Source organism: Streptomyces solicavernae, from assembly GCF_029968095.1.
Taxonomy (GTDB): domain Bacteria; phylum Actinomycetota; class Actinomycetes; order Streptomycetales; family Streptomycetaceae; genus Streptomyces; species Streptomyces solicavernae.
This window is the reverse complement of record NZ_JASCIR010000043.1, coordinates 1-20,277: the sequence shown is the minus strand read 5'-3', so window position 1 is coordinate 20,277 and position 20,277 is coordinate 1. Positions and strand designations below refer to the sequence as shown.

Below are 20,277 nucleotides of genomic sequence, written 5' to 3'. Positions count from 1 at the left end.
GTGCGGCGCCGGTGTTACCCGTCGGCATCCCTTCTGTTTCCCACACGGAACGCTGCCCTCAGCGGGGTGGGGGAGGGGGTGTGAGGGTCCCTGGGGGCGGCTGGGGGCGGCTGTGAGGGTCCCTGGGGGCGGCTGGGGGGTGGCTGTGAACGCGCGCGGATGACCAGTGGCTGGGGTGAGCCGGTCCGCTCATGTGCGGGTTCCCGTTACGTGCTGCGGGTGCCCGTGAGGTGTGCGAAGACGACGACATTGCCGAGGTAGCCGGTCTTCTTCGAGTAGCCCCCGCCGCAGGTGATCACCCGCAGCTCGGGGCGCGGGGCGGCGCCGTACACCTTGTCGTCGGGGAAGTTCCGGCTGTCGTACACCTCCACCGCGTCGACCGTGAACACCGCCGTCCTGCCGTCGTCCCGGTCCACCTCGACCGTCTCGCCCTTGCGCAGCGCGCCGAGCGCGTAGAACACGGCGGGGCCCTCGGCGTTGTCGACGTGGCCCGCGACCACGGAGGTGCCGCGCTCGCCGGGCGTGATGCCCGCCTCGTACCAGCCGGCCAGGTTCCGCTTCTCCGCGGGCGGTACGTCGAGGCTGCCGTCGGGCGTCAGGCGCAGGCCCATCAGCGGGGCGTCGATGCGGAGGGACGGGATGCGTATGCGGGTGGGCGGCGCGGCGGGGAGTGCGGGGGCGGAGTCGGTGGCGCGCGGCGCGGGGCCCGTCGCGGCGTCCGCGGACTCGGCGGCGGCCGGCTGCGGCGGCGGGTGCAGGGCGCTGCCGTTCTGCAGCAGCCACACCCCGGAGCACAGGGCGACCACGGAGACCGCGGCTATCGCGGAGCGGAGCGGCTTGCAGGGGCCGGGGTTGGGGCTTGCGGGGTTGGGGCTTTCAGGGTTGGGGCTTGCGGGGTTGGGGCTTTCAGGGCTGGGGCTTGCGGGGTTGCGGTGGCCGGGCGTGGGGTGGCCGGGCGTGGGGTGGTCGGGCGTGGGGTGGTCGGGCGTGCGGTGCGGCATGTGGGGTGCCCCTTCGGGTGGTCGTACGTGCCCCGCGTCCCCCTCCGAGCCGCGTGCGGCGGCGGACTCGAAGGGGGGCGGGGGCGGCGGTACCGGTGGACAGCGGAGGTTGTCCGGTCAGATCCCGTCGCCTCTCGCCCGGCGATGCAGGAGCCAGGTACCGCCCGCGGCGGCGACGGCCAGGGCCGCCACACCCGCCGCGGTCTGCACGGGGTCGGGCCCGAGCGCGCCGCCGACCCCCGTCTTCACATGTCCCTTCGGATTCACCGGCTCGCTGGGCGCGGTCAGGCTCACCAGCAGATCGCCGGAGACCTCCGTGCCGTCGGCACATCTCGCGCGGATCGCGTACGTGCCGGGGGAGGCGGACGACGGCACGTCGAAGTGGCCGACGACGACCTCGTCGTGCGTACCGACCGCGAGCTTGAACATGCCCGCCCCGACCGCGCTGGCGTCACCGCCCGCACGGGAGCGGACACCGCAGGCGAGGGTGTGCACCGTGACCTTGGCACCGGGCATGACCGTCGCCGGATAGAGGTCGAGGCTGGTGTCGGGCGGATCCCCGTCGGCGGCGACCGCGCGTGCGGGGCCGTCGGCGGCGACCGCGCGTGCGGGGCCGTCGGCGGCGACCTCGTGCGCGGGACCCGCAGGACCCGCGGGACCTGCAGGACCCGCGGGACCCGCGGCGAGGCACGCGGAGGCGGCGGCGACCAGCGCGGCTGCGGTCAGCGGGCGGCGGGTGGCGGTGCGCATCTGAAGCCTCCGAAGCCTCCGGGGGCGCGCCCCGCGGCACCCCCATGTGCCGCAGCGTCGGTCACGCCCTTGGTACGAGGCTCGTCGCCCTCGGCGCGGCACGCCTGCCGGTGACCGGCGTACGGCCGCGCCCCGAGGCCCCCCGCGACACTTCAGGGGTGGCGTTCCAGCAGGTCACGGAGGCGCGGCGAGGGAGTACCCGGGAGTACCCGAAGTCCGGGGTGCAGGGCTGTGAACGGGTGACCCTGATTCCGGCGCCCGCTCGCGCTCACTCCTCCAGGAGGCGCCGCGGGCCCGGCCCGTGATCCGCCAGCGCGTCGTCCGGATTGGACAGGCTGCACCGGTCCAGAGACAGACACCCGCAGCCGATGCAGTCCGTGAGGTGGTCGCGCAGCCGCTGCAGCGTACGGATGCGTTCGTCGAGGTCGGACCGCCAGCACTCGGAGATCCGCGCCCAGTCCTCCCGCGTCGGCGTACGGTCCTCCGGCAGCAGGCCGAGGACGTCGCGGATCGTGGCGAGCGGGATGCCGAGCCGCTGCGAGGTCCGGATGAACGCGACCCGGCGCAGCGTGTCCCGGCTGTACCGGCGCTGGTTGCCCGAGGTGCGGCGGCTGCGGATCAGGCCCTCGCGCTCGTAGAACCGGAGCGCGGAGGGCGCGACCCCGCTGCGCCCGGCCAGCTCTCCGACGGTGATTTCCCTGGCGGTCGAAGCGAGTTGAGTCATGTGGCCAAGTGTGCGGGAAGGAACCGCTTGACCTCAACCTTAGTTTAACTATCAGGCTTGTCGGCATGACTTCAGCAACGACTTCCTCGGCCCCTGTTTCTGCTTCCACCCCTGCGCCCGCTTCCGCCCCTGTTTCTGCTTCCACCCCTGGTTCCGCCCCTGGTTCCGTGCCGGTCGGTGGCCCGCTGCGTGTCGCCGTGATCCTCGGCTCCGACCGGCACGGCCGCTTCGGTCCGGTCATCGCCGACTGGCTGCTCTCCCGCGTCCGCACCCGCGAGGACCTGACCGTCGAGGTCGTCGACGTCGCCGCGGCCGACCTCCCCACCGTCCTCTCGCCCGACCCCGAGCCCGCCGTACGGGACCGGCTCGCGCGGGTCGCGGCGCAGCTCGACGCCGCCGAGGCGTTCGTCGTCGTCACACCCGAGTACAACCACTCCTTCCCGGCCGCCCTGAAGAACCTGATCGACCGGCACCGCGCCGAGTGGCAGGCCAAGCCGGTGGCGTTCGTCTCGTACGGCGGGATCTCCGGAGGTCTGCGGGCGGTGGAGCAACTGCGCCAGGTCTTCGCCGAGTTGCACGCCGTCACCGTCCGGGACACCGTCTCCTTCCACGGCGCGCAGGCCCACTTCGACGATGCGGGTAACCACCTCGACCCCGCCGGTCCCGACGCCGCCGCCAAGGTCATGCTCGACCAGCTGGCCTGGTGGGGGCACGCCCTGCGGGACGCCAAGGCGGTACGGCCGTACGGGCGGTGAGGCTCACCCGGGTCGGGGTCGGGGTCGGGGTCGGGGTCGGGGTCGGGGTGTGACCTGAGCGGTGCAGACAGACCTGAGCCGTGTAGACAGACCTGAGCCGTGTAGACAGTCCTGTGCGGTGCAGGCAGACCTGTGCTGTCCGGACAGACATACGGAGGCAGACATGGACCAGCTCCCCGACATCCCCGTCGACATCGTGCTCACGGTGCTCACGACGACCGACTCCGCCGACCAGGCCCGGTCCCTCGCCGAGGGCGCCGTCGCCGCGCGGCACGCCGCCTGCGCCCAGGTGTCCGGACCCGTCACGTCCGTGTACCGCTGGCAGGGCGCCGTCACCACCGACCAGGAATGGCAGGTGCTGCTCAAGACGACCGCCGACAGCTATCCCGCCCTGGAACGCTGGATCACCGAGGCCCACGACTACGACACCCCGGAGATCATCGCCACCCCCGTGCTGCGCGGCAGCGCCGACTACCTGCGCTGGGTCCGGGAGGAGACCGCGAAGTGACCGCCCCACCCGCGCCTCCCGCCCCACCGAACCCGTCGCGGCTGCCCCCGCTGCCCTTCTTCGTCTACGGCACGCTGCGCCCCGGCGAGTGCAACCACGCCCGCCACCTGCGCGGCCGGGTCGAGGCCGAGACCCCGGCGCTGCTCCCGGACGCCGTCCTGCACGAGGGCCCCGGCTACCCGTACGTCGTGGAGGAGCCCGGCGCCGGACCCGTGCACGGCGAACTCGTCACCGCCCGGCCGGAGTCGTACGCCGCCCTCCTCGCCGACCTCGACCGCCTGGAGGACTACCGGCCCGGCGACCCGTACAACGACTACGAGCGCGTCGCCCGCGACGTCCGCCTCCCGGACGGCACGACCCACCGCGCCTGGGTGTACGTCGCCGCCCCCGCCGTTCGCGCCCGCCTCCTGGCCCGCGCCCGGGTCATCCCGAGCGGCGACTGGACGTCCCGTGGGACTTCGCGGACTTCGCGGACTTCGCGGACTACGCGGACTACGCGGACTTCGCGAGCCCCGGGGGGCCCGTCCGCTCCAGGCGCACCGCGCACACCTTGAACTCCGGCATCCGCGACACCGGGTCGAGCGCCGGGTGAGTCAGCGTGTTCGCCCGGCCCTCGCCCGCCCAGTGGAACGGCATGAACACCGTGTCCGGCCTGATCGACCGCGTCACCTTCGCCGGCGCGACCGCCGTGCCGCGCCGCGACACCACCGTCACGTCCTCGCCGTCCGCCACCCCGATCCGCGCGGCGAGCTGCGGGTGCAGCTCCACGAACGGGCCGGGCGCGGCGGCGTTCAGCTCGGCCACGCGCCGGGTCTGCGCGCCCGACTGGTACTGCGCCACCACCCGCCCCGTGGTCAGCAGCACCGGGAACTCCGCGTCCGGCTCCTCCGCGGCCGCCCGGTGCGTCACCGGCACGAACCTGGCCCGCCCGTCCTCCGTGGCGAACCGGTCCAGGAACAGCCGCGGCGTCCCCGGGTGCACGCCGGTCGACGCCGACGCCGACGCCGACGCCGACTCGGCCTCGGCGCCCGGCAGTTCGGCCGACGGGTCGTCCGGCGCCGCGTCCAGGGCCGCGTCCTCGCCGTCCCCGTGCCCCGGCTCCGCCGGGCAGGGCCAGAACACCCCCTCCTCCTCCGCGAGCCGGCGGTACGTGATCCCCGAGTAGTCGGCGGGGCCGCCCGCCGAGGCCCGGCGCAGCTCCTCGAACACCTCCTCCGGATCCGTCGGGAACCCCTTCTCCACGCCGAGCCGTGCCGCGAGCTCATGCAGCACGAACAGGTCCGTACGCACCCCGGCCGGCGGCGTGATCGCCTGCCGCCGGAGCAGCACCCGCCCCTCCAGGTTCGTCGTCGTCCCCGTCTCCTCCGCCCACTGCGTCACCGGAAGCACCACGTCCGCCAGCTCGGCCGTCTCCGAGAGCACCACGTCCGCCACCGCCAGGAAGTCGAGCGAGCGCAGCCGCCGCTCGATGTGCGCGGCGCGCGGCGCCGACACCACCGGGTTCGAACCCATGAGCAGCAGCGACTTCACGTCCCCGCCGAGCGCGTCCAGCAACTCGTACGCGCTGCGTCCCGGCCCCGGCAGGGACTCCGGGGCGACGCCCCAGACCTCCGCCACATGCGCCCGCGCCGCCGGATCGCTCAGCTTGCGGTACCCGGGCAACTGGTCCGCCTTCTGCCCGTGTTCGCGTCCCCCCTGTCCGTTTCCCTGTCCCGTGAGGCAGCCGTACCCGGAGTGCGGCCGCCCCGCCCGGCCCGTCGCCAGGACCAGGTTGATCCACGCGCCCACCGTGTCCGTGCCCTTGGCCTGCTGCTCGGGCCCGCGCGCGGTCAGCACCATCGCGTCGTCCGGCGCGCAGAACAGCCGTACCGCCTCCCGCAGTTCGGGCACCGACACTCCGGTGATCCGCTCCACCAGCTCCGGCCAGTGCGCCATCGCCCCGGCCCGCGCCTCCTCCCAGCCGCTCGTCCGCTCCCGGATGTACGCCTCGTCCGTACGCCCCTGAGCCACCACCAGGTGCAGCAGCCCGAGCGCCAGCGCCAGGTCCGTGCCGGGGCGGGGCGCGAGGTGCAGGTCGGCCTGGGCCGCCGTCCGGGTGCGGCGCGGGTCGACCACGATCAACGTGCCGCCGTTCTCCCGCAGTTCGGTCAGGTAGCGCAGCGCGGGCGGCATCGTCTCGGCGAGGTTGGAGCCGACCAGGATCACGCAGCCGGTCCGCGGAATGTCCTCCAGCGGGAACGGCAGCCCTCGGTCGAGGCCGAACGCCCGCTGGTGCGCCGCCGCCGCGGACGACATGCAGAACCGGCCGTTGTAGTCGATCTGCGACGTGCCGAGCACGACCCGCGCGAACTTCCCCAGTCCGTACGCCTTCTCGTTGGTCAGCCCACCCCCGCCGAACACCCCGACCGCGTCCGGCCCGTGCTCCGCGCGCGTACGCGAAAGGCCCTCCGCGATCCGGTCGAGCGCCGCCTCCCAGGTGGCCGGTTCGAGCCTGCCGGTGGCGTGGGTCCGGATCAGCGGCTCGGTCAGGCGCACCCGGGAGGACAGCACCTCGGTCGCCGTACGGCCCTTGCCGCACAGCGCGCCCCGGTTCACCGGGAACTCCCGCTCCACCACGGCCAGACCCCCGTCCCTTCCGGGGTCCTGGGCCAGCCCCATCCCGCATTGCAGTGCGCAGTACGGGCAGTGCGTGGGGGTGGGCGAAGCCGTGGTGGAGTGCATGCGCTCCAGCGTGCGTCCGCCGTGTTACGGAGCACGGTGCCGCCGGGTTACATGCCAGGTACGGGCACCTCAGCGGCCGCACCGGACCGCCGTGAGGGCGCGGAGGACGCGGAGGGCGCGGAGGACGCGGAGGACGCGGCCCCGGCTTCCGGGGAGAGCGCAGCCCCGCCTTCAGCGGTGCGAGGCCAGCGCCCGCGTGATCCCGTCCTCGCGCGGGCCCAGGAACCGCGGGTCCGGCTCGAAGAGCGCGTCCGCCGCGGCCTTGCCGGAGGCGAGCAGCTCCCGTACGCCGCCGTAGTACCAGGTCGCGTCGTGCGGCTCGTCGACCCCCACGCCGTACGACTGCACGCCCGCCTCGCGGCAGAGGGCGACCGCCCTGCGTATGTGGAAGCCCTGGCTGATCAGCACCGCGCGGTCCACGCCGAAGATCTTTCTCGCGCGCACGCAGGAGTCCCAGGTGTCGAAGCCCGCGTAGTCACTGAGATGCGCCGGTCCGGGACGCCGCGCGCCGTCAGGTATCTGCGCATCGCGTCCGGCTCGTCGTACTCCTCCCGGCTGTTGTCGCCCGTGACCAGGACCACCTCGACGCGGCCCTCGCCGTACAGCTCCGCCGCCGCGTCCAGCCGATGGGCCAGGTACGGCGAGGGCTCGCCGCCCCACAGACCCGCACCGAACACCACCGCGACCTGGGTACGCGGCACCCGGTCCGGGTCGCGCACCCAGTCGGCCGCCGCGGCGTGCATCCAGGTCGCGGGCAGCAGCGCGAGCACGCAGGCGAGCATCACCGCCTGCACCGCTCGCCGCCACTCCCGCCGGCCGCTCGGCCACCGCAGCCACGGAGGCCGGCGCAGCCGCCGCGGCCTGCCGGCGCCGTTCGTCTCTTCGTCCCGCATGCGTCCCCCGATTCCCCGTTCTCCGGTTCTCCGGTTCTCCGGTTTCCCGGTTCTCCGGTTTCCCGGTTCCCGTTCCCCGTTTCCCTGCGCGCCCGCTCACGCAGGCGATCCGCCCGCCGACCGAGTGCGACGAGACAAGTGTGCGACGAGGGACTGACAATCGCCGCACGGACCCCGTGAGCCGGGGGACATCGACCGTCACCGCCGTGCAATCACCGTGCAACGTGGACGCGCCAGCCTTGGTCCATGACGCCGACCCACACACCCGGCGAACACCCCGGGACCCCGACGGACAGCCTGCGGACCCCGGCGAGCGGTTCCGACTTCCCGGACCCCCTGGCCGGTACGGACCCCCTGGCCGGTACGGACCCCCTGGCCAGTACGGACCCCCTGGGCGGCGCGGCGCAGCTCATCGACCGCATCACGAGCGACGCCGCCCACCGCCTCAGGCACCTGCGCCGCACCAGCCGTGGCGGCCGCACGCCCGCACTCGTCGTCGTGGCGCACGGAAGCCGTGACCCGCGCACGCTCGCCACCGTGCGCTCCCTGCTCGCCACCGTGCGCACCCTGCGGCCCGGACTGCCCGTCCACCTCGGCCACATCGAGCTGAACGAGCCGCTGCTGCCGGACACCCTGGCCGCGCTCGCCCCCGGCCGGGCCGTCCTCGTACCGCTGCTGCTCGGCCGCGGCCACCACGTCAAGCACGACCTGCCCGCCGCCGCGGCCGCCCGGCACCTCGACGCGCGGGTCGCCGCGCCGCTCGGGCCGCACCCGCTGCTGGTCGACGCGCTGTACGACCGGCTGGTCGAGGCGGGCTTCCCGGCCGGCGGGCGGCGTCGCGGCGCGGCCGTCGTGCTCGCCTCCGCGGGCTCCCGTGACCCCGAAGGCCTCGCCGACACCCGCAGCACCGCCGCGGCGCTTGCCGAGCGGCTCGGCGTCCCGGTCGTCCCCGCCTACGCGTCCGCCGCGGCGCCGACCGTGCCGGACGCGGTGCGTGCGCTCGCCGCGCGTGGGCGTGACCGGGTTGCCGTCGCCTCGTACTTCACCGCGCCGGGGCGGTTCGCCGCGCAGTCCGCCGCGGTGGCGCCCGGCGTCGCCTCCGCGCCGTTGGGTACGCATCCGGCGATGGCCGAGCTGCTTCTGCGCCGTTACGAGGAGGCACTGCGGGTCTGCACGCCAGCCCCTGCGGGCGGGTTCCAACTGGCTTCCGCCTGAGGGTGTTTCGGGGTCTGGTGCTTTTCCTTCCCCTCCCGCCCCTTCCCTGAAGTCCTCAGCGGACGGCTCCTGGGGCTGCCGCCCCCAGCCCCCGCCCGGGGCTGCCGCCCCCGGGCCCCGGTTCGGGGCTTCGCCCCGAGGTCCGGCCTCGTTGTTCGGCCGCCGCGCCGTCGTGGCTGGGCGCGGCCACGCGGCGGAGCCGCATATGTCGCAGCCCCGCGCCCCTGTCGGGGCCCCGATGGGGGCGGGCAGGGGAAGAGCCCAAGGCCGATAGCCGCCGCACCACCCCCCTTGTACAGCTACCGTCGACGCATGTCCCGCACGTACGACGAACCCGCCACCGAGCGCTGGGCGCCCGAGCCCGACAAGCGGCCGGGCCGGACCGCCTTCCAGCGTGACCGCGCGCGCGTGCTGCACTCCTCCGCGCTGCGCAGACTCGCCGGCAAGACACAGGTCGTCACCCCCGGCACGCGCAGCCAGGCCTGGGACGCCAGCCCCCGCACCCGCCTCACCCACTCCCTGGAGTGCGCCCAGGTGGGCCGCGAACTGGGCGCCGCCCTCGGCTGCGACCCGGACCTGGTCGAGACGGCCTGCCTGTCGCACGACCTGGGCCACCCGCCCTTCGGGCACAACGGCGAGCAGGCCCTCAACGAGTGCGCGGCGGACTGCGGCGGATTCGAGGGGAACGCCCACTCCCTGCGCCTGCTCACCCGCCTCGAACCCAAGCGGTTCGTGAACGACGAGAACAGCGGCCGCCCCGTCAGCGTCGGCCTGAACCTCACACGCGCGGCGCTGGACGCCGCCACCAAATACCCGTGGCCGCGCGGCGCCCACCCCCATGATCCGGACTCCGTGAAGTTCGGGGTGTACGACGACGACCGGCCCGTCTTCGAGTGGATCCGCAAGGGCGCCCCCGCTCACCGCACCTGCTTCGAGGCGCAGGTCATGGACTGGTCGGACGACGTGGCGTACTCCGTGCACGACGTCGAGGACGGACTGCACGCCGGCCATATCGACCCCAACTGCCTGCACGCCGAACCGGAACGGCAGGAGATCTTCGCCGTGGCCCTCGGCCGGTACGTCCCGCAGGACACCGACCCCGCCGAGCTCGCCGCCGCCCTCGACCGCCTCCTCGACCAGGAGTGGTGGCCGCACGGGTACGACGGCACGGCGGTCGCCCAGGCCCGCCTCAAGGACGCCACCAGCCAGCTGATCGGCCGCTTCTGCCTCGCCGCGGAAGGCGCCACGCGCGCGAGGCACGGCACCGGCCCCCTGACGCGCTACGCCGCGGAGCTCGTCGTACCGAACGAAACCCGCCATGAATGCGCCGTCCTCAAGGCGGTCGCCGACCGGTATGTGATGCAGCGCGACGAACAGGAACGGCTCCGCGCGGACCAGCGCATCGTCATCGCGGAGCTCGCCGCGGTCCTCACCGCGCGTGCGCCCGAAGGCCTCGACCCGCAGTTCCGGGCCCTGTTCGACGCGGCGCCGGACGACACCGCGCGTAAGCGGGTCGTGGTCGACCAGATCGCGGCGCTCACCGACGCCTCCGCGCGGACCCTGCACGCACGCCTCACCGGAGGCCGGTCCGGGGGCTGATCCAGCGGCCGGACCCGCCCCCGGCCGGCCGCGCGCACCCGATGTGATCGAGCCACGCAGCGGCCACACAGGGGTGACAGCCCCTTCCCCCACTACGCTCCGTGCGGGACGCTCGAAGTGGCGGCCACGCTGCGTGCGGGACGCCCGCAAGTGGCGGCAAGGTTGTGAGGAGGCATCAAGTGGTCGACGCGGATCAGACGTTCGTCATCGTCGGAGGCGGACTGGCCGGGGCCAAGGCGGCCGAAACCCTTCGTGCGGAGGGCTTCACCGGCCGGGTGATTCTCATCAGTGACGAGCGCGAGCACCCGTACGAACGCCCTCCGCTGTCCAAGGGCTTCCTGCTCGGCAAGGAGGAGCGCGACAGCATCTTCGTGCACGAACCCGCGTGGTACGCGCAGCACGACATCGAACTGCACCTCGGACTGCCCGCCGTCGCGGTCGACCGCGACGGCAAGGCGGTCCGCCTCGGCGACGGCACGCGCGTGGGGTACGACAAACTGCTCCTCGCCACCGGCTCCGAGCCGCGCCGCCTCGACATCCCGGGCACCGATCTCGCGGGCGTGCACCACCTGCGCCGGATCGCGCACGCCGAGCGCCTCAAGGGCGTCCTCGCCGCGCTCGGCCGGGACAACGGCCACCTGGTGATCGCCGGGGCGGGCTGGATCGGCCTGGAGGTCGCGGCCGCCGCGCGTGAGTACGGCGCGGAGGTCACCGTCGTCGAGCCCGAGGCCACGCCGCTGCACGCGGTCCTCGGCCCGGAGATCGGCCGGCTCTTCGCCGACCTGCACCAGGAGCACGGGGTGCGCTTCCACTTCGGCGCCAGGCTCACCGAGATCACCGGCCAGGACGGCATGGTCCTCGCCGCCCGCACCGACGACGGCGACGAGCACCCCGCGCACGCCGTCCTCGCCGCGATCGGCGCCGCCCCGCGCACCGCGCTCGCCGAGTCCGCGGGCCTGGACCTGGCCGACCGGGCGCACGGCGGCGGCATCGCGGTCGACGTGAGCCTGCGCACCTCCGACCCGGACATCTTCGCGGCGGGCGACGCGGCCGCCGCCGACCACCCGCTGTTCGAGACCCGGCTGCGCGTCGAGCACTGGGCCAACGCCCTCAACGGCGGCCCGGCCGCCGCACGCGCGATGCTCGGCAGGCCGGTCACGTACGACCGGGTGCCGTACTTCTTCTCCGACCAGTACGACGTGGGCCTGGAGTACTCCGGCTGGGCGCCGCCCGGCTCCTACGACCAGGTGGTGATCCGCGGGGACGCCACGAAGCGGGAGTTCATCGCGTTCTGGCTGGCAGAAGGGCGGGTCCTCGCGGGCATGAACGTGAACGTGTGGGACGTCACGGAGCCGATCCAGGCCCTGATCAAGGCCGGGGCCCGCCCCGACCCGGACCGTCTCGCGGACCCGTCCGTTCCGCTGGAATCGCTCCTGGAGGGCTGACGGACCACCGATCCGGACTGTCACACCGGCCCCGTAGAATTCACGCGTGGCAGGACGGATCAATGACGAGGACGTGAAGGCGGTACGGGACGCGGTCCCGATCGACGCCGTCGTGTCCGAGTACCTCCAGCTGCGCAACGCCGGCGGCGGCAATCTGAAGGGCCTGTGCCCCTTCCACGACGAGAAGTCACCGTCCTTCCAGGTCAGCCCGAGCAAGGGGCTCTTCCACTGCTTCGGCTGCCAGGAAGGCGGCGACACGATCGCCTTCGTGATGAAGATCGACCACCTCTCCTTCTCGGAGACGGTCGAGCGCCTGGCCGCCCAGGCGGGCATCACGCTGCGGTACGAAGAGGGCGGGTACAACCCCTCCCACCAGCGCGGCGAGCGCATCCGCCTGGTCGAGGCGCACAAGATCGCCGCGCAGTACTACGTGGACCAGCTGGGTGGCGCCGAGGCCGAGATCGGCCGCAAGTTCCTCGCCGAGCGCGGCTTCGACCAGGCCGCCGCGGCACACTTCGGCGTCGGCTACAGCCCGGCGGGCTGGGACCACCTCACGCGCTATCTGCGCGGCAAGGGCTTCACCGACAAGGAGCTGACCCTCTCCGGCCTCTCCCAGGAGGGCCGCCGCGGCCCCATCGACCGCTTCCGCGGCCGCCTGATGTGGCCGATCCGGGACATCTCCGGCGAGGTCGTCGGCTTCGGCGCCCGCAAGCTCCGCGAGGACGACAACGGCCCGAAGTACCTGAACACCCCCGAAACCCCGATCTACAAGAAGGGCCAGGTCCTCTACGGCATCGACCTCGCCAAGAAGGAGATCGCCAAGTCCTCCCGCGCGGTCGTGGTCGAGGGGTACACGGACGTGATGGCCTGCCACCTCGCCGGCGTCACCACCGCCATCGCCACCTGCGGCACGGCCTTCGGCGGCGACCACATCAAGATCCTCCGCCGGCTTCTGATGGACAACGGCTCGGCCCGCGTGATCTTCACCTTCGACGGCGACGCGGCGGGCCAGAAGGCGGCCCTGCGCGCCTTCGAGGACGACCAGAAGTTCGCCGCCGAGACGTACATCGCCGTGGCGCCGGAAGGCATGGACCCCTGCGACCTCCGCCTCGCGAAGGGCGACGAAGCGGTCGCCGACCTGGTCGAACCCCGCACCCCCCTCTTCGAGTTCGCCCTCCGCCAGGTGGTGAACCGGTACGACCTGGAGACCCCCGCGGGCCGCGCCGCCGCCCTGGACGAGGCCGCGCCCATCGTGGCCCGGATCAAGAACAGCGGCGCGCAGCACGAAGTGGCCGTCGAACTCGCCGGCATGCTCGGCATCCTCGACACCCAGTTCGTCGTCAAGCGCGTCGCCCAGCTGGCCCGCTGGGCGCGGGACCGCGGCGGCCGCGGCCCCGCCCCGCAGCAGCAGAACTCCGCCGCGCACTACGCCCAGGCGCAGCCCCGCAGCCCCAGCGGCCCCGCCCTCAACCTGCGCAGCCCCGCCCACCGCACCGAGCGCGAGCTCCTGAAACTCGCCCTGCAGTACCCGCAGTTGGTCTCCCCGGCCTTCGACGCGTACGGCGCGGACGAGTTCACCGCCCCGCCCTACGCCGCGGTCCGCGAGGCCATCGCCTACGCGGGCGGCGCCGAGCAGGGCGCCCAGGACCCGTCGGACTACCTCGCGCGCGTGCGGGACGCCGCGCCCGACGACACGGTGCGCGCCATGGTCACCGAGCTGGCCGTGGAGGCGATCATGCGCCGCACGGTCGACGAGGTGTACGGCGGCGAGCAGCTGGTCCAGGTCCGGCTGCGCGCCGTCGACCGCCGCATCCGTGACCTGCAGGGCAGCTTCGCCCGCCTCGGCCCGCATGCCGACCCGGCGCAACTGGCAGCCGCCCAGAACGAGTTGTGGGTCCTGCAGCAGTACGGCAGAGCCCTGCGCGAGCGCGGCGCCGACGCCCTGTGACGACCCGCGCGCCCAACACCCGTACACCCGCCCGAAGTTGACTCCTCGGTAACCACGCGACTACGCACCGGACCCAAAAAGTGCCCGCACGCCCCTCCTCGCGGGGATGTGTCGTACCCCACACTGGGGGCGGTGCCTGAGTCTTCGGAGCGCGGCCGGCCCGCCGGGTGTGGGCCCGACAGCCCCGCGGATCCGCTCATCGATGACGGGACGGACGGCGGCGCGGCCGCCGGTACCGCCCCGGACGTACCGCTGCCGCGCACCCCCGACGCGGCAGCGATCACCCTGGAGGTCGCCCCCGTGCAGACCCAGACCCGGACGTCGACGCGAGCGACCCCCGGTGCCGCCGACGTCGCCACGGCCGTGCCGCCGCAGAGCAGGGCGGCCCACCACCCGGAGGCCGACCCGCCCGAACCCCGCCCCGTGCGCCCGGAGTCCGGCGGCCCCTCGGCCGACCTGTTCCGGCAGTACCTGCGCGAGATCGGCCGCATCCCGCTGCTCAGCGCCGCCGAGGAGGTCGAGCTCGCCCGGCGCGTCGAGGCGGGCCTCTTCGCCGAGGAGAAGCTGACCCGGTCCGCCGATCTGGACAGCCGACTCGCCCTGGACCTGGACAAGCTGGTCGTCATGGGCCGGATGGCCAAGCGCCGCCTGATCGAGGCCAACCTGCGCCTGGTCGTCTCCGTCGCCAAGCGCTACGTAGGGCGCGGCCTGACCATGCTCGACCTCGTCCAGGAGGGCAACCTCGGCCTGATCAGGGCGGTCGAGAAGTTCGACTACGCGCGTGGCTTCAAGTTCTCCACGTACGCCACCTGGTGGATCCGCCAGGCCATGTCCCGGGCCCTCGCCGACCAGGCCCGGACCATCCGCGTCCCCGTGCACGTCGTCGAGCTGATCAACCGGGTCGTCCGGGTCCAGCGCCGCATGCTGCAGGAACGCGGCTACGAACCCACCCCCGAGGAGGTCGCCGCGCACCTCGAACTGCCGCCCGAGCGGGTCGGTGAGGTGCTGCGGCTCGCCCAGGAACCCGTCTCCCTGCACGCCCCCGTGGGTGAGGAGGAAGACGTGTCCCTGGGCGACCTCATCGAGGACGGCGACGCCGCGAGCCCCGTGGAGTCCGCGGCGTTCCTGCTGCTCCGCCAGCATCTTGAGGCCGTCCTCTCCACCCTCGGCGAGCGTGAGCGCAAGGTGGTGCAGCTGCGGTACGGCCTCGTGGACGGCCGGCCCCGGACCCTGGAGGAGATCGGCCGCATCTTCGGCGTGACCCGCGAACGGATCCGCCAGATCGAGTCCAAGACCCTCAACAAACTCCGCGACCACGCCTTCGCGGACCAGCTGCGGGGCTACTTGGACTGACCGTCACCGGGTGGCGGGCTCAGTCCACCTCCGCCACAGCGGCCTCAGTCCACCTCCGCCACAGCGGGCCTCAGTCCACCTCCGCCACAGCCTGAGCGAACTGCGCCTGGTACAGCCGCGCATACGCCCCGTCCGAAGCCAACAGCCCCGCATGCGAGCCCTGTTCGACGATCGACCCGTCCTCCATCACCAGAATCGTGTCCGCGTCCCGGATCGTCGAGAGCCGGTGCGCGATCACGAACGACGTACGCCCGTGCGCGAGCCGCGCCATCGCCTTCTGGATGAGCACCTCCGTACGGGTGTCCACGGAGCTGGTCGCCTCGTCCAGGACCAGGATCACCGGGTCGGAGAGGAACGCCCGCGCGATCGTGATCAGCTGCTTCTCGCCGGCGCTGACGCCCGAGCCCTCGTCGTCGAGGACCGTGTCGTAGCCGTCGGGCAGCGTGCGGATGAACCGGTCGGCGTGCGCGGCCCGCGCGGCCTCCTCGACCTCGGCCCGTGTGATCTCCTTCGAGGCCCCGTACGCGATGTTCTCCGCGATCGTCCCCCCGAACAGCCAGGTGTCCTGCAGCACCATGCCGATCCCGGACCGCAGCTCGTCCCGCGACATCCTCGCCACGTCGACCCCGTCCAGGGTGATCCGCCCGCCCGTGACCTCGTAGAACCGCATGAGCAGGTTGACCAGCGTGGTCTTGCCCGCGCCCGTCGGGCCGACGATCGCGACCGTGTGGCCCGGCTCGACCGTCAGCGACAGGTCCTCGATGAGCGGCTTGTCCTCCTCGTACCGGAACGACACCTCCTCAAGGGCGACCGCCCCGCGCAGCCGCGACGGACGCTCGCCCGCCACCGGGTCGGCCTCCTGCTCGTCCGCGTCGAGGAGCTCGAAGATCCGCTCGGCGGAGGCGACGCCGGACTGCACCAGGTTGGCCATCGAAGCGACCTGCGTCAGCGGCATCGAGAACTGCCGCGAGTACTGGATGAACGCCTGCACGTCGCCGATCGACAGCGTGCCCGACGCCACCCGCAGACCGCCCACCACGGCCACCAGCACATAGTTGAGGTTGGAGATGAAGAACATCAGCGGCTGCATGATCCCGCTGTTGAACTGGGCCTTGAAACTCGCCTCGTAGAGGGAGTCGTTGTGCTCCGCGAAGAGCTTCGCCGACTCCTCCTGCCGGCCGAAGACCTTCACCAGGGAGTGCCCGGTGTACATCTCCTCGACGTGCGCGTTGACCTGGCCCGTGGACTTCCACTGCTCCACGAACTGCGGCTGCGAGCGCTTGCCGACCTTCGTCGCGACGACGAACGACAGGGGCACCGTGATCAGCGCGACGAGCGCGAGCAGCGGCGAGATCCAGAACATCATCGCCAGTACGCCGACGATCGTGAGCAGCGAGTTCACCAGCTGCCCGAGGGTCTGCTGGAGCGTCTGCCCGATGTTGTCGATGTCGTTGGTGGCACGGCTCAGCACCTCGCCGCGCTGCCGCTTGTCGAAGTACGACAGCGGAAGCCGCGACAGCTTCGCCTGGATGTCCTCGCGCATCCGGTACACGGTCAGGTTGACCGCCCGGTTGACGAGGCGTGTCGCGACCGCCATCAGGAGACCCGCGACCAGGAACACGGCGAGGGCGAGCAGCAGCACCTCGCCGACGGCCGTGAAGTCGATCCCTTCACCCGGCGTGAAGTCCGTACCGGAGAGCATGTCGGCGACACCGTTGTCGCCGCGCTCCCGCATCGCGTCGAGCACCTGCTCCTTGGTGGCTCCCTCGGGCATGTCGCGGCCGACGATGCCCGCGAAGATCAGGTCGGTGGCCTCGCCGAGGATCTTCGGGCCGACCACGGAGAGCGCGACGCTGAAGAACACCGCCACGAGCATCGCGTACATCGTCACGCGCTGCGGTTTGAACTGGGCGAGCAGGCGTTTGCCCGAGCCCTTGAAATCCAGAGAACGCTGATCGGGGCCGCCCCCGGCCATCATCCGCCCGCCAGGCCCGGCCATCAGGCTGCCTCCGCTTCCGTGAGCTGGGAGAGCACGATCTCCCGGTAGGTCTCGTTGTCGGCCATCAGCTCGTGATGGCGCCCGGTGCCGACGACCCGGCCCTCGTCGAGGACCACGATCCGGTCGGCGTCCCGGATGGTCGACACCCGCTGGGCGACGATCACCACGGTCGCCTCGGCGGTCTCGTGCCCGAGCGCGGACCGCAGCGCCGCGTCGGTCGCGTAGTCGAGCGCCGAGAACGAGTCGTCGAACAGATAGATCTCCGGCCGCTGTACGAGCGTCCGCGCGATCGCAAGGCGCTGCCGCTGCCCGCCGGACACGTTGGTGCCGCCCTGCGCGACGGGGGAGTCGAGCCCGTTCTCCAGCTTCCGCACGAACTCCGTGGCCTGCGCCACCTCCAGCGCGTGCCACAGCTCCTCGTCCGTGGCGTCCGGGTTCCCGTACCGCAGATTCGTCGCGACGGTCCCGGAGAACAGATACGGCTTCTGCGGTACGAGCCCCACGGTCCGCGCGAGCAGCGCGGGGTCGAGCGTCCGTACGTCGACGCCGTCCACCAGGACCTCGCCCTCGGTGGCGTCGAACAGCCGCGGTACGAGCCCGAGCAGCGTCGACTTGCCGCTGCCCGTCGACCCGATCACGGCCGTGATCTCCCCGGGCCGCGCCACCAGCTCGATCGCCTTGAGCACCGGCTCCTCGGCACCCGGGTACGCGAACCCGGCGGCCCGCACCTCCAGATGGCCGTGCCGCTCCAGCTCCCGTACGGGCTCGGCCGGCGGCACCACGCTCGACGCCGTGCCGAGGACCTCCTCGATCCGCTCGGCGCACACCTCCGCGCGCGGCACCATCATGAACATGAAGGTGGCCATCATCACGGACATGACGATCTGCATCAGATAGGCGAGGAACGCGGTCAGCGCACCGATCTCCATGCCGCCACTGTCGATCCGCTGCGCCCCGAACCAGACCACCGCGATCGACGACACATTCACCACGGTCATCACGATCGGGAACATCAGCGCGAGCAGCCGCCCCGTCCCGAGCGACACATCGGTCAGCTCGGCGTTGGCCCCCTCGAACCGCTCCTTCTCGTACGCGTCCCGCACGAACGCCCTGATCACACGGTTGCCGGTGATCTGCTCGCGTAGAACGCGGTTCACCGTGTCGAGGCGTTCCTGCATGGTGCGGAACAGCGGCCGCAGTTTCTTCACGATCAGGCTGACCGCGATCCCGAGCACCGGCACGACGGCCACGAGCACCGACGACAGCGGCACGTCCAGGCTGAGCGCCATCACGATGCCGCCGACGCACATGATCGGCGCCGACACCATCAGCGTGAACGCCATCAGAACCAGCATCTGCACCTGCTGGACGTCATTGGTGGTCCGCGTGATCAGGGACGGCGCCCCGAACTGCCCGACCTCACGCGCCGAGAACGACTGCACCCGGTCGAAGACCGCGCCGCGCACGTCCCGCCCGAGCGCCGCCGCCGTACGCGCGCCGTAGTACACGGCGCCGATGTTGCAGAGCACCTGCACCACGGTGACCCCGATCATCAGGGCACCGAAGGTGAGGATGTAGCCCGTGTCCCCGCGCACGACACCGCGGTCGATGATGTCGGCGTTGAGGGTGGGCAGATAGAGAGTGGCGCAGGTCTGCAGAAACTGCAGCAGCACCAGGAAGGCTATGGAGTTCTGGTACGGAGCGAGATGGCTCCGCAGGAGTCGTATGAGCACGCGATACCCATCGCAGTAGCCGGAGAAAGCGTTTCAGAGGGTCGCTCCATCCTCCGACACTCCCCGGGCCGGGGCTCAACTCATTTAACCGACCGACCGTGTTCCTCTAACCGACCGACCCTGTCTGCTGGTGCTCGAACGCCCCGGGATGCGTCTGCTCCCGCACCGCCACGTACTGCTGCCGCACGGCCTGCCCGACGGGCAGCTCCTCGCCCGGCTCGAAGACCTGCGCGGACGCCCCCTGCCAGGCCGGCGGCTGCTGCGGGCCGAGCGTGCCCTGCGACACCCCGAGCGCCCACGCCGCCTGTCGCGCCGCGCCGAGCGCCGCGTAGTCCGCCGCCTGCGGGACGACGACCTGCGCCCCGAGCAGCATCGGCGCCGCCGCCTGCACCGCGGGCAGCTCGGCGGCCGGCCCGAGCAGAAACACCCGCCGCACCTCCACGCCACGCCCCCGCAGCACGTCGAGCGCGTCGGCGAGCGAGCACAGCATCCCCTCGAACGCGGCCCGCGCCAGGTGCTCCGGCTTCATCGACTCACGCCGCAGCCCGCTCAACGTACCGGCGGTGTGCGGCAGTTGAGGGGTCCGCTCACCCTCCAGATACGGCAGCAGAACGAGCCCGTGCGCCCCCGGAGTGGACTCCGTCGCGAGCTGCGAAAGCCCCTCCAGATCCGTGCCGAGCAATTCGGCCGTCCCGCGCAGCGCCCGTACGGCATTGGACGTGTGCACCACCGGCAGATGCATCCCGGTCGCGTCGGCGAGCGAGGTGATCATCCCGTGCGGATCGGCGAGCGCCTCATGGTGCACCGCCATCACCGACCCGGACGCCCCGAGCGACACCACGGCGTCCCCGACCCCGATGCCGAGCCCGAACGCGGCGGCCATCGTCTCGCCCGTACCCGCCGAGATCAGCAGCCCCTCCGGCGTCGTGCCCGCGGCATCCGACGGACCGAGCACCTCCGGCAGCGCCGTCTGCTGCCCGAGCGCCAGCTCCACCAGATCCGGACGGTACGAGGCGTTCGCCGCCGACCAGTAGCCCGTACCGGAGGCGCCGCCGCGGTCCGCGGTGCGCCGGGCCGGCCGGCCGAGCAGCTGCCACACCAGCCAGTCGTGGGCCTGCAGCACCATCGCGGTGCGCTGCGCCGCCTCCGGCTCGGTCCGCGCCAGCCAGCGCAGCTTCGTCACCGGCTGCGGCGCCTGCGGGACCACGCCGACGGCCTCGGTCCAGGCCTGCCGCCCGCCGAGCGCGTCGATCAGATCGACGGCGGCGACCTGCGCCCGCTTGTCCCCGCCGACCATCGCGGGCCGTACGGTGCCGCCCTGCGCGTCCAGCGGGACGACCGCGTTCTGCTGCGCCGACACACCGATGGCCTGCACGCCTTCGAGCAGCCCGCCCGCGGCGGCCTCACCCAGCGACAGCAGCCAGGCCTGCGGATCGACGTCCGACGGCCTGCCCTCCAACGGATGCGGGGCGTACCCCTGCCTGATCACGGCACCGGTGTCGGTGTCGCAGACGATGATGCGTGTGGACTCGGAAGAGCTGTCCAATCCGGCGACTATCCCCATGCCAGAAGATTTTGCCCTACGGCGCAGGGCGCGCTGTCGGCGCCGGCCCAGTACTGCAACCGTGCAGTA

The 20,277-nt window shown here is 72.7% G+C and carries 15 protein-coding genes and 1 pseudogene; 8 read left to right on the top strand and 8 right to left on the bottom strand.

Annotated features, from left to right (window positions below; genetic code table 11):
• Positions 1-206 precede the first annotated feature (206 nt).
• From QIS99_RS29285 to soxR, 3 genes are all read right to left on the bottom strand, one after another.
• Entirely contained in the window at positions 207-1,001 is a 795-nt protein-coding gene (locus QIS99_RS29285; protein WP_282516737.1) for a class F sortase, read from the bottom strand.
• A gap of 117 nt (positions 1,002-1,118) precedes the next feature.
• A complete protein-coding gene (locus QIS99_RS29280) occupies positions 1,119-1,751 on the bottom strand; it encodes a hypothetical protein (RefSeq protein WP_282516736.1) in 633 nt (210 codons plus the stop codon).
• 268 nt (positions 1,752-2,019) lie between these two features.
• Positions 2,020-2,475 carry a redox-sensitive transcriptional activator SoxR gene (gene soxR, locus QIS99_RS29275; protein WP_282516735.1) on the bottom strand — a complete coding sequence of 152 codons (456 nt, stop codon included), beginning with the start codon at positions 2,473-2,475 and terminating at the stop codon, positions 2,020-2,022.
• Positions 2,476-2,540: 65 nt separating this feature from the next.
• On the opposite strand from soxR, the gene QIS99_RS29270 reads away from it, so the two are divergent.
• From QIS99_RS29270 to QIS99_RS29260, 3 genes are all read left to right on the top strand, one after another.
• On the top strand, positions 2,541-3,230 hold the full coding sequence (locus tag QIS99_RS29270; RefSeq protein WP_282516734.1) for an NADPH-dependent FMN reductase: 690 nt from the start codon (positions 2,541-2,543) through the stop codon (positions 3,228-3,230).
• Between the two features lie 163 nt (positions 3,231-3,393).
• Positions 3,394-3,738 (top strand): divalent-cation tolerance protein CutA, encoded by a 345-nt coding sequence (gene cutA / locus QIS99_RS29265; protein WP_282516733.1) that lies wholly within the window; start codon positions 3,394-3,396, stop codon positions 3,736-3,738.
• A 41-nt stretch (positions 3,739-3,779) separates the two neighbouring features.
• Positions 3,780-4,292 (top strand): gamma-glutamylcyclotransferase family protein, encoded by a 513-nt coding sequence (locus QIS99_RS29260; protein ID WP_282516753.1) that lies wholly within the window; start codon positions 3,780-3,782, stop codon positions 4,290-4,292.
• Here QIS99_RS29260 and QIS99_RS29255 read toward each other — a convergent pair.
• Positions 4,231-6,459: a molybdopterin oxidoreductase family protein gene (locus QIS99_RS29255; RefSeq protein WP_282516732.1), complete on the bottom strand. Its 2,229-nt coding sequence runs from the start codon at positions 6,457-6,459 to the stop codon at positions 4,231-4,233. The two genes, QIS99_RS29260 and QIS99_RS29255, sit on opposite strands and share 62 nt — an antisense overlap.
• 171 nt (positions 6,460-6,630) lie before the next feature.
• Positions 6,631-7,352 (bottom strand): annotated as a pseudogene (locus QIS99_RS29250) (SanA/YdcF family protein).
• Between the two features lie 246 nt (positions 7,353-7,598).
• Here QIS99_RS29250 and QIS99_RS29245 point away from each other — a divergent pair.
• From QIS99_RS29245 to QIS99_RS29225, 5 genes are all read left to right on the top strand, one after another.
• Positions 7,599-8,567, top strand: a complete 969-nt coding sequence (locus tag QIS99_RS29245; RefSeq protein ID WP_282516731.1) for a sirohydrochlorin chelatase — start codon at positions 7,599-7,601, stop codon at positions 8,565-8,567.
• Positions 8,568-8,879: 312 nt separating this feature from the next.
• Positions 8,880-10,166, top strand: a complete 1,287-nt coding sequence (locus QIS99_RS29240) for a deoxyguanosinetriphosphate triphosphohydrolase (RefSeq protein ID WP_282516729.1) — start codon at positions 8,880-8,882, stop codon at positions 10,164-10,166.
• Positions 10,167-10,345: 179 nt separating this feature from the next.
• Entirely contained in the window at positions 10,346-11,611 is a 1,266-nt protein-coding gene (locus tag QIS99_RS29235; protein ID WP_282516728.1) for an NAD(P)/FAD-dependent oxidoreductase, read from the top strand.
• 46 nt (positions 11,612-11,657) lie between these two features.
• Entirely contained in the window at positions 11,658-13,559 is a 1,902-nt protein-coding gene (gene dnaG, locus QIS99_RS29230; protein WP_282516727.1) for a DNA primase, read from the top strand.
• Between the two features lie 132 nt (positions 13,560-13,691).
• On the top strand, positions 13,692-14,912 hold the full coding sequence (locus tag QIS99_RS29225; protein WP_282516726.1) for a sigma-70 family RNA polymerase sigma factor: 1,221 nt from the start codon (positions 13,692-13,694) through the stop codon (positions 14,910-14,912).
• Between the two features lie 70 nt (positions 14,913-14,982).
• On the opposite strand, the gene QIS99_RS29220 is transcribed toward QIS99_RS29225, so the two are convergent.
• The 3 genes from QIS99_RS29220 to QIS99_RS29210 form a co-directional block, all read right to left on the bottom strand.
• The gene (locus QIS99_RS29220; protein WP_282516725.1) at positions 14,983-16,911 is read right to left on the bottom strand and encodes an ABC transporter ATP-binding protein; all 1,929 of its coding nucleotides are present in this window, start codon (positions 16,909-16,911) and stop codon (positions 14,983-14,985) included.
• Positions 16,911-18,644 (bottom strand): ABC transporter ATP-binding protein, encoded by a 1,734-nt coding sequence (locus tag QIS99_RS29215; RefSeq protein WP_282516724.1) that lies wholly within the window; start codon positions 18,642-18,644, stop codon positions 16,911-16,913. The genes QIS99_RS29220 and QIS99_RS29215 overlap by 1 nt, the downstream gene beginning before the upstream one ends.
• Before the next feature lie 106 nt (positions 18,645-18,750).
• Positions 18,751-20,208 carry an FGGY family carbohydrate kinase gene (locus QIS99_RS29210; protein ID WP_282516723.1) on the bottom strand — a complete coding sequence of 486 codons (1,458 nt, stop codon included), beginning with the start codon at positions 20,206-20,208 and terminating at the stop codon, positions 18,751-18,753.
• Positions 20,209-20,277 lie beyond the last annotated feature (69 nt).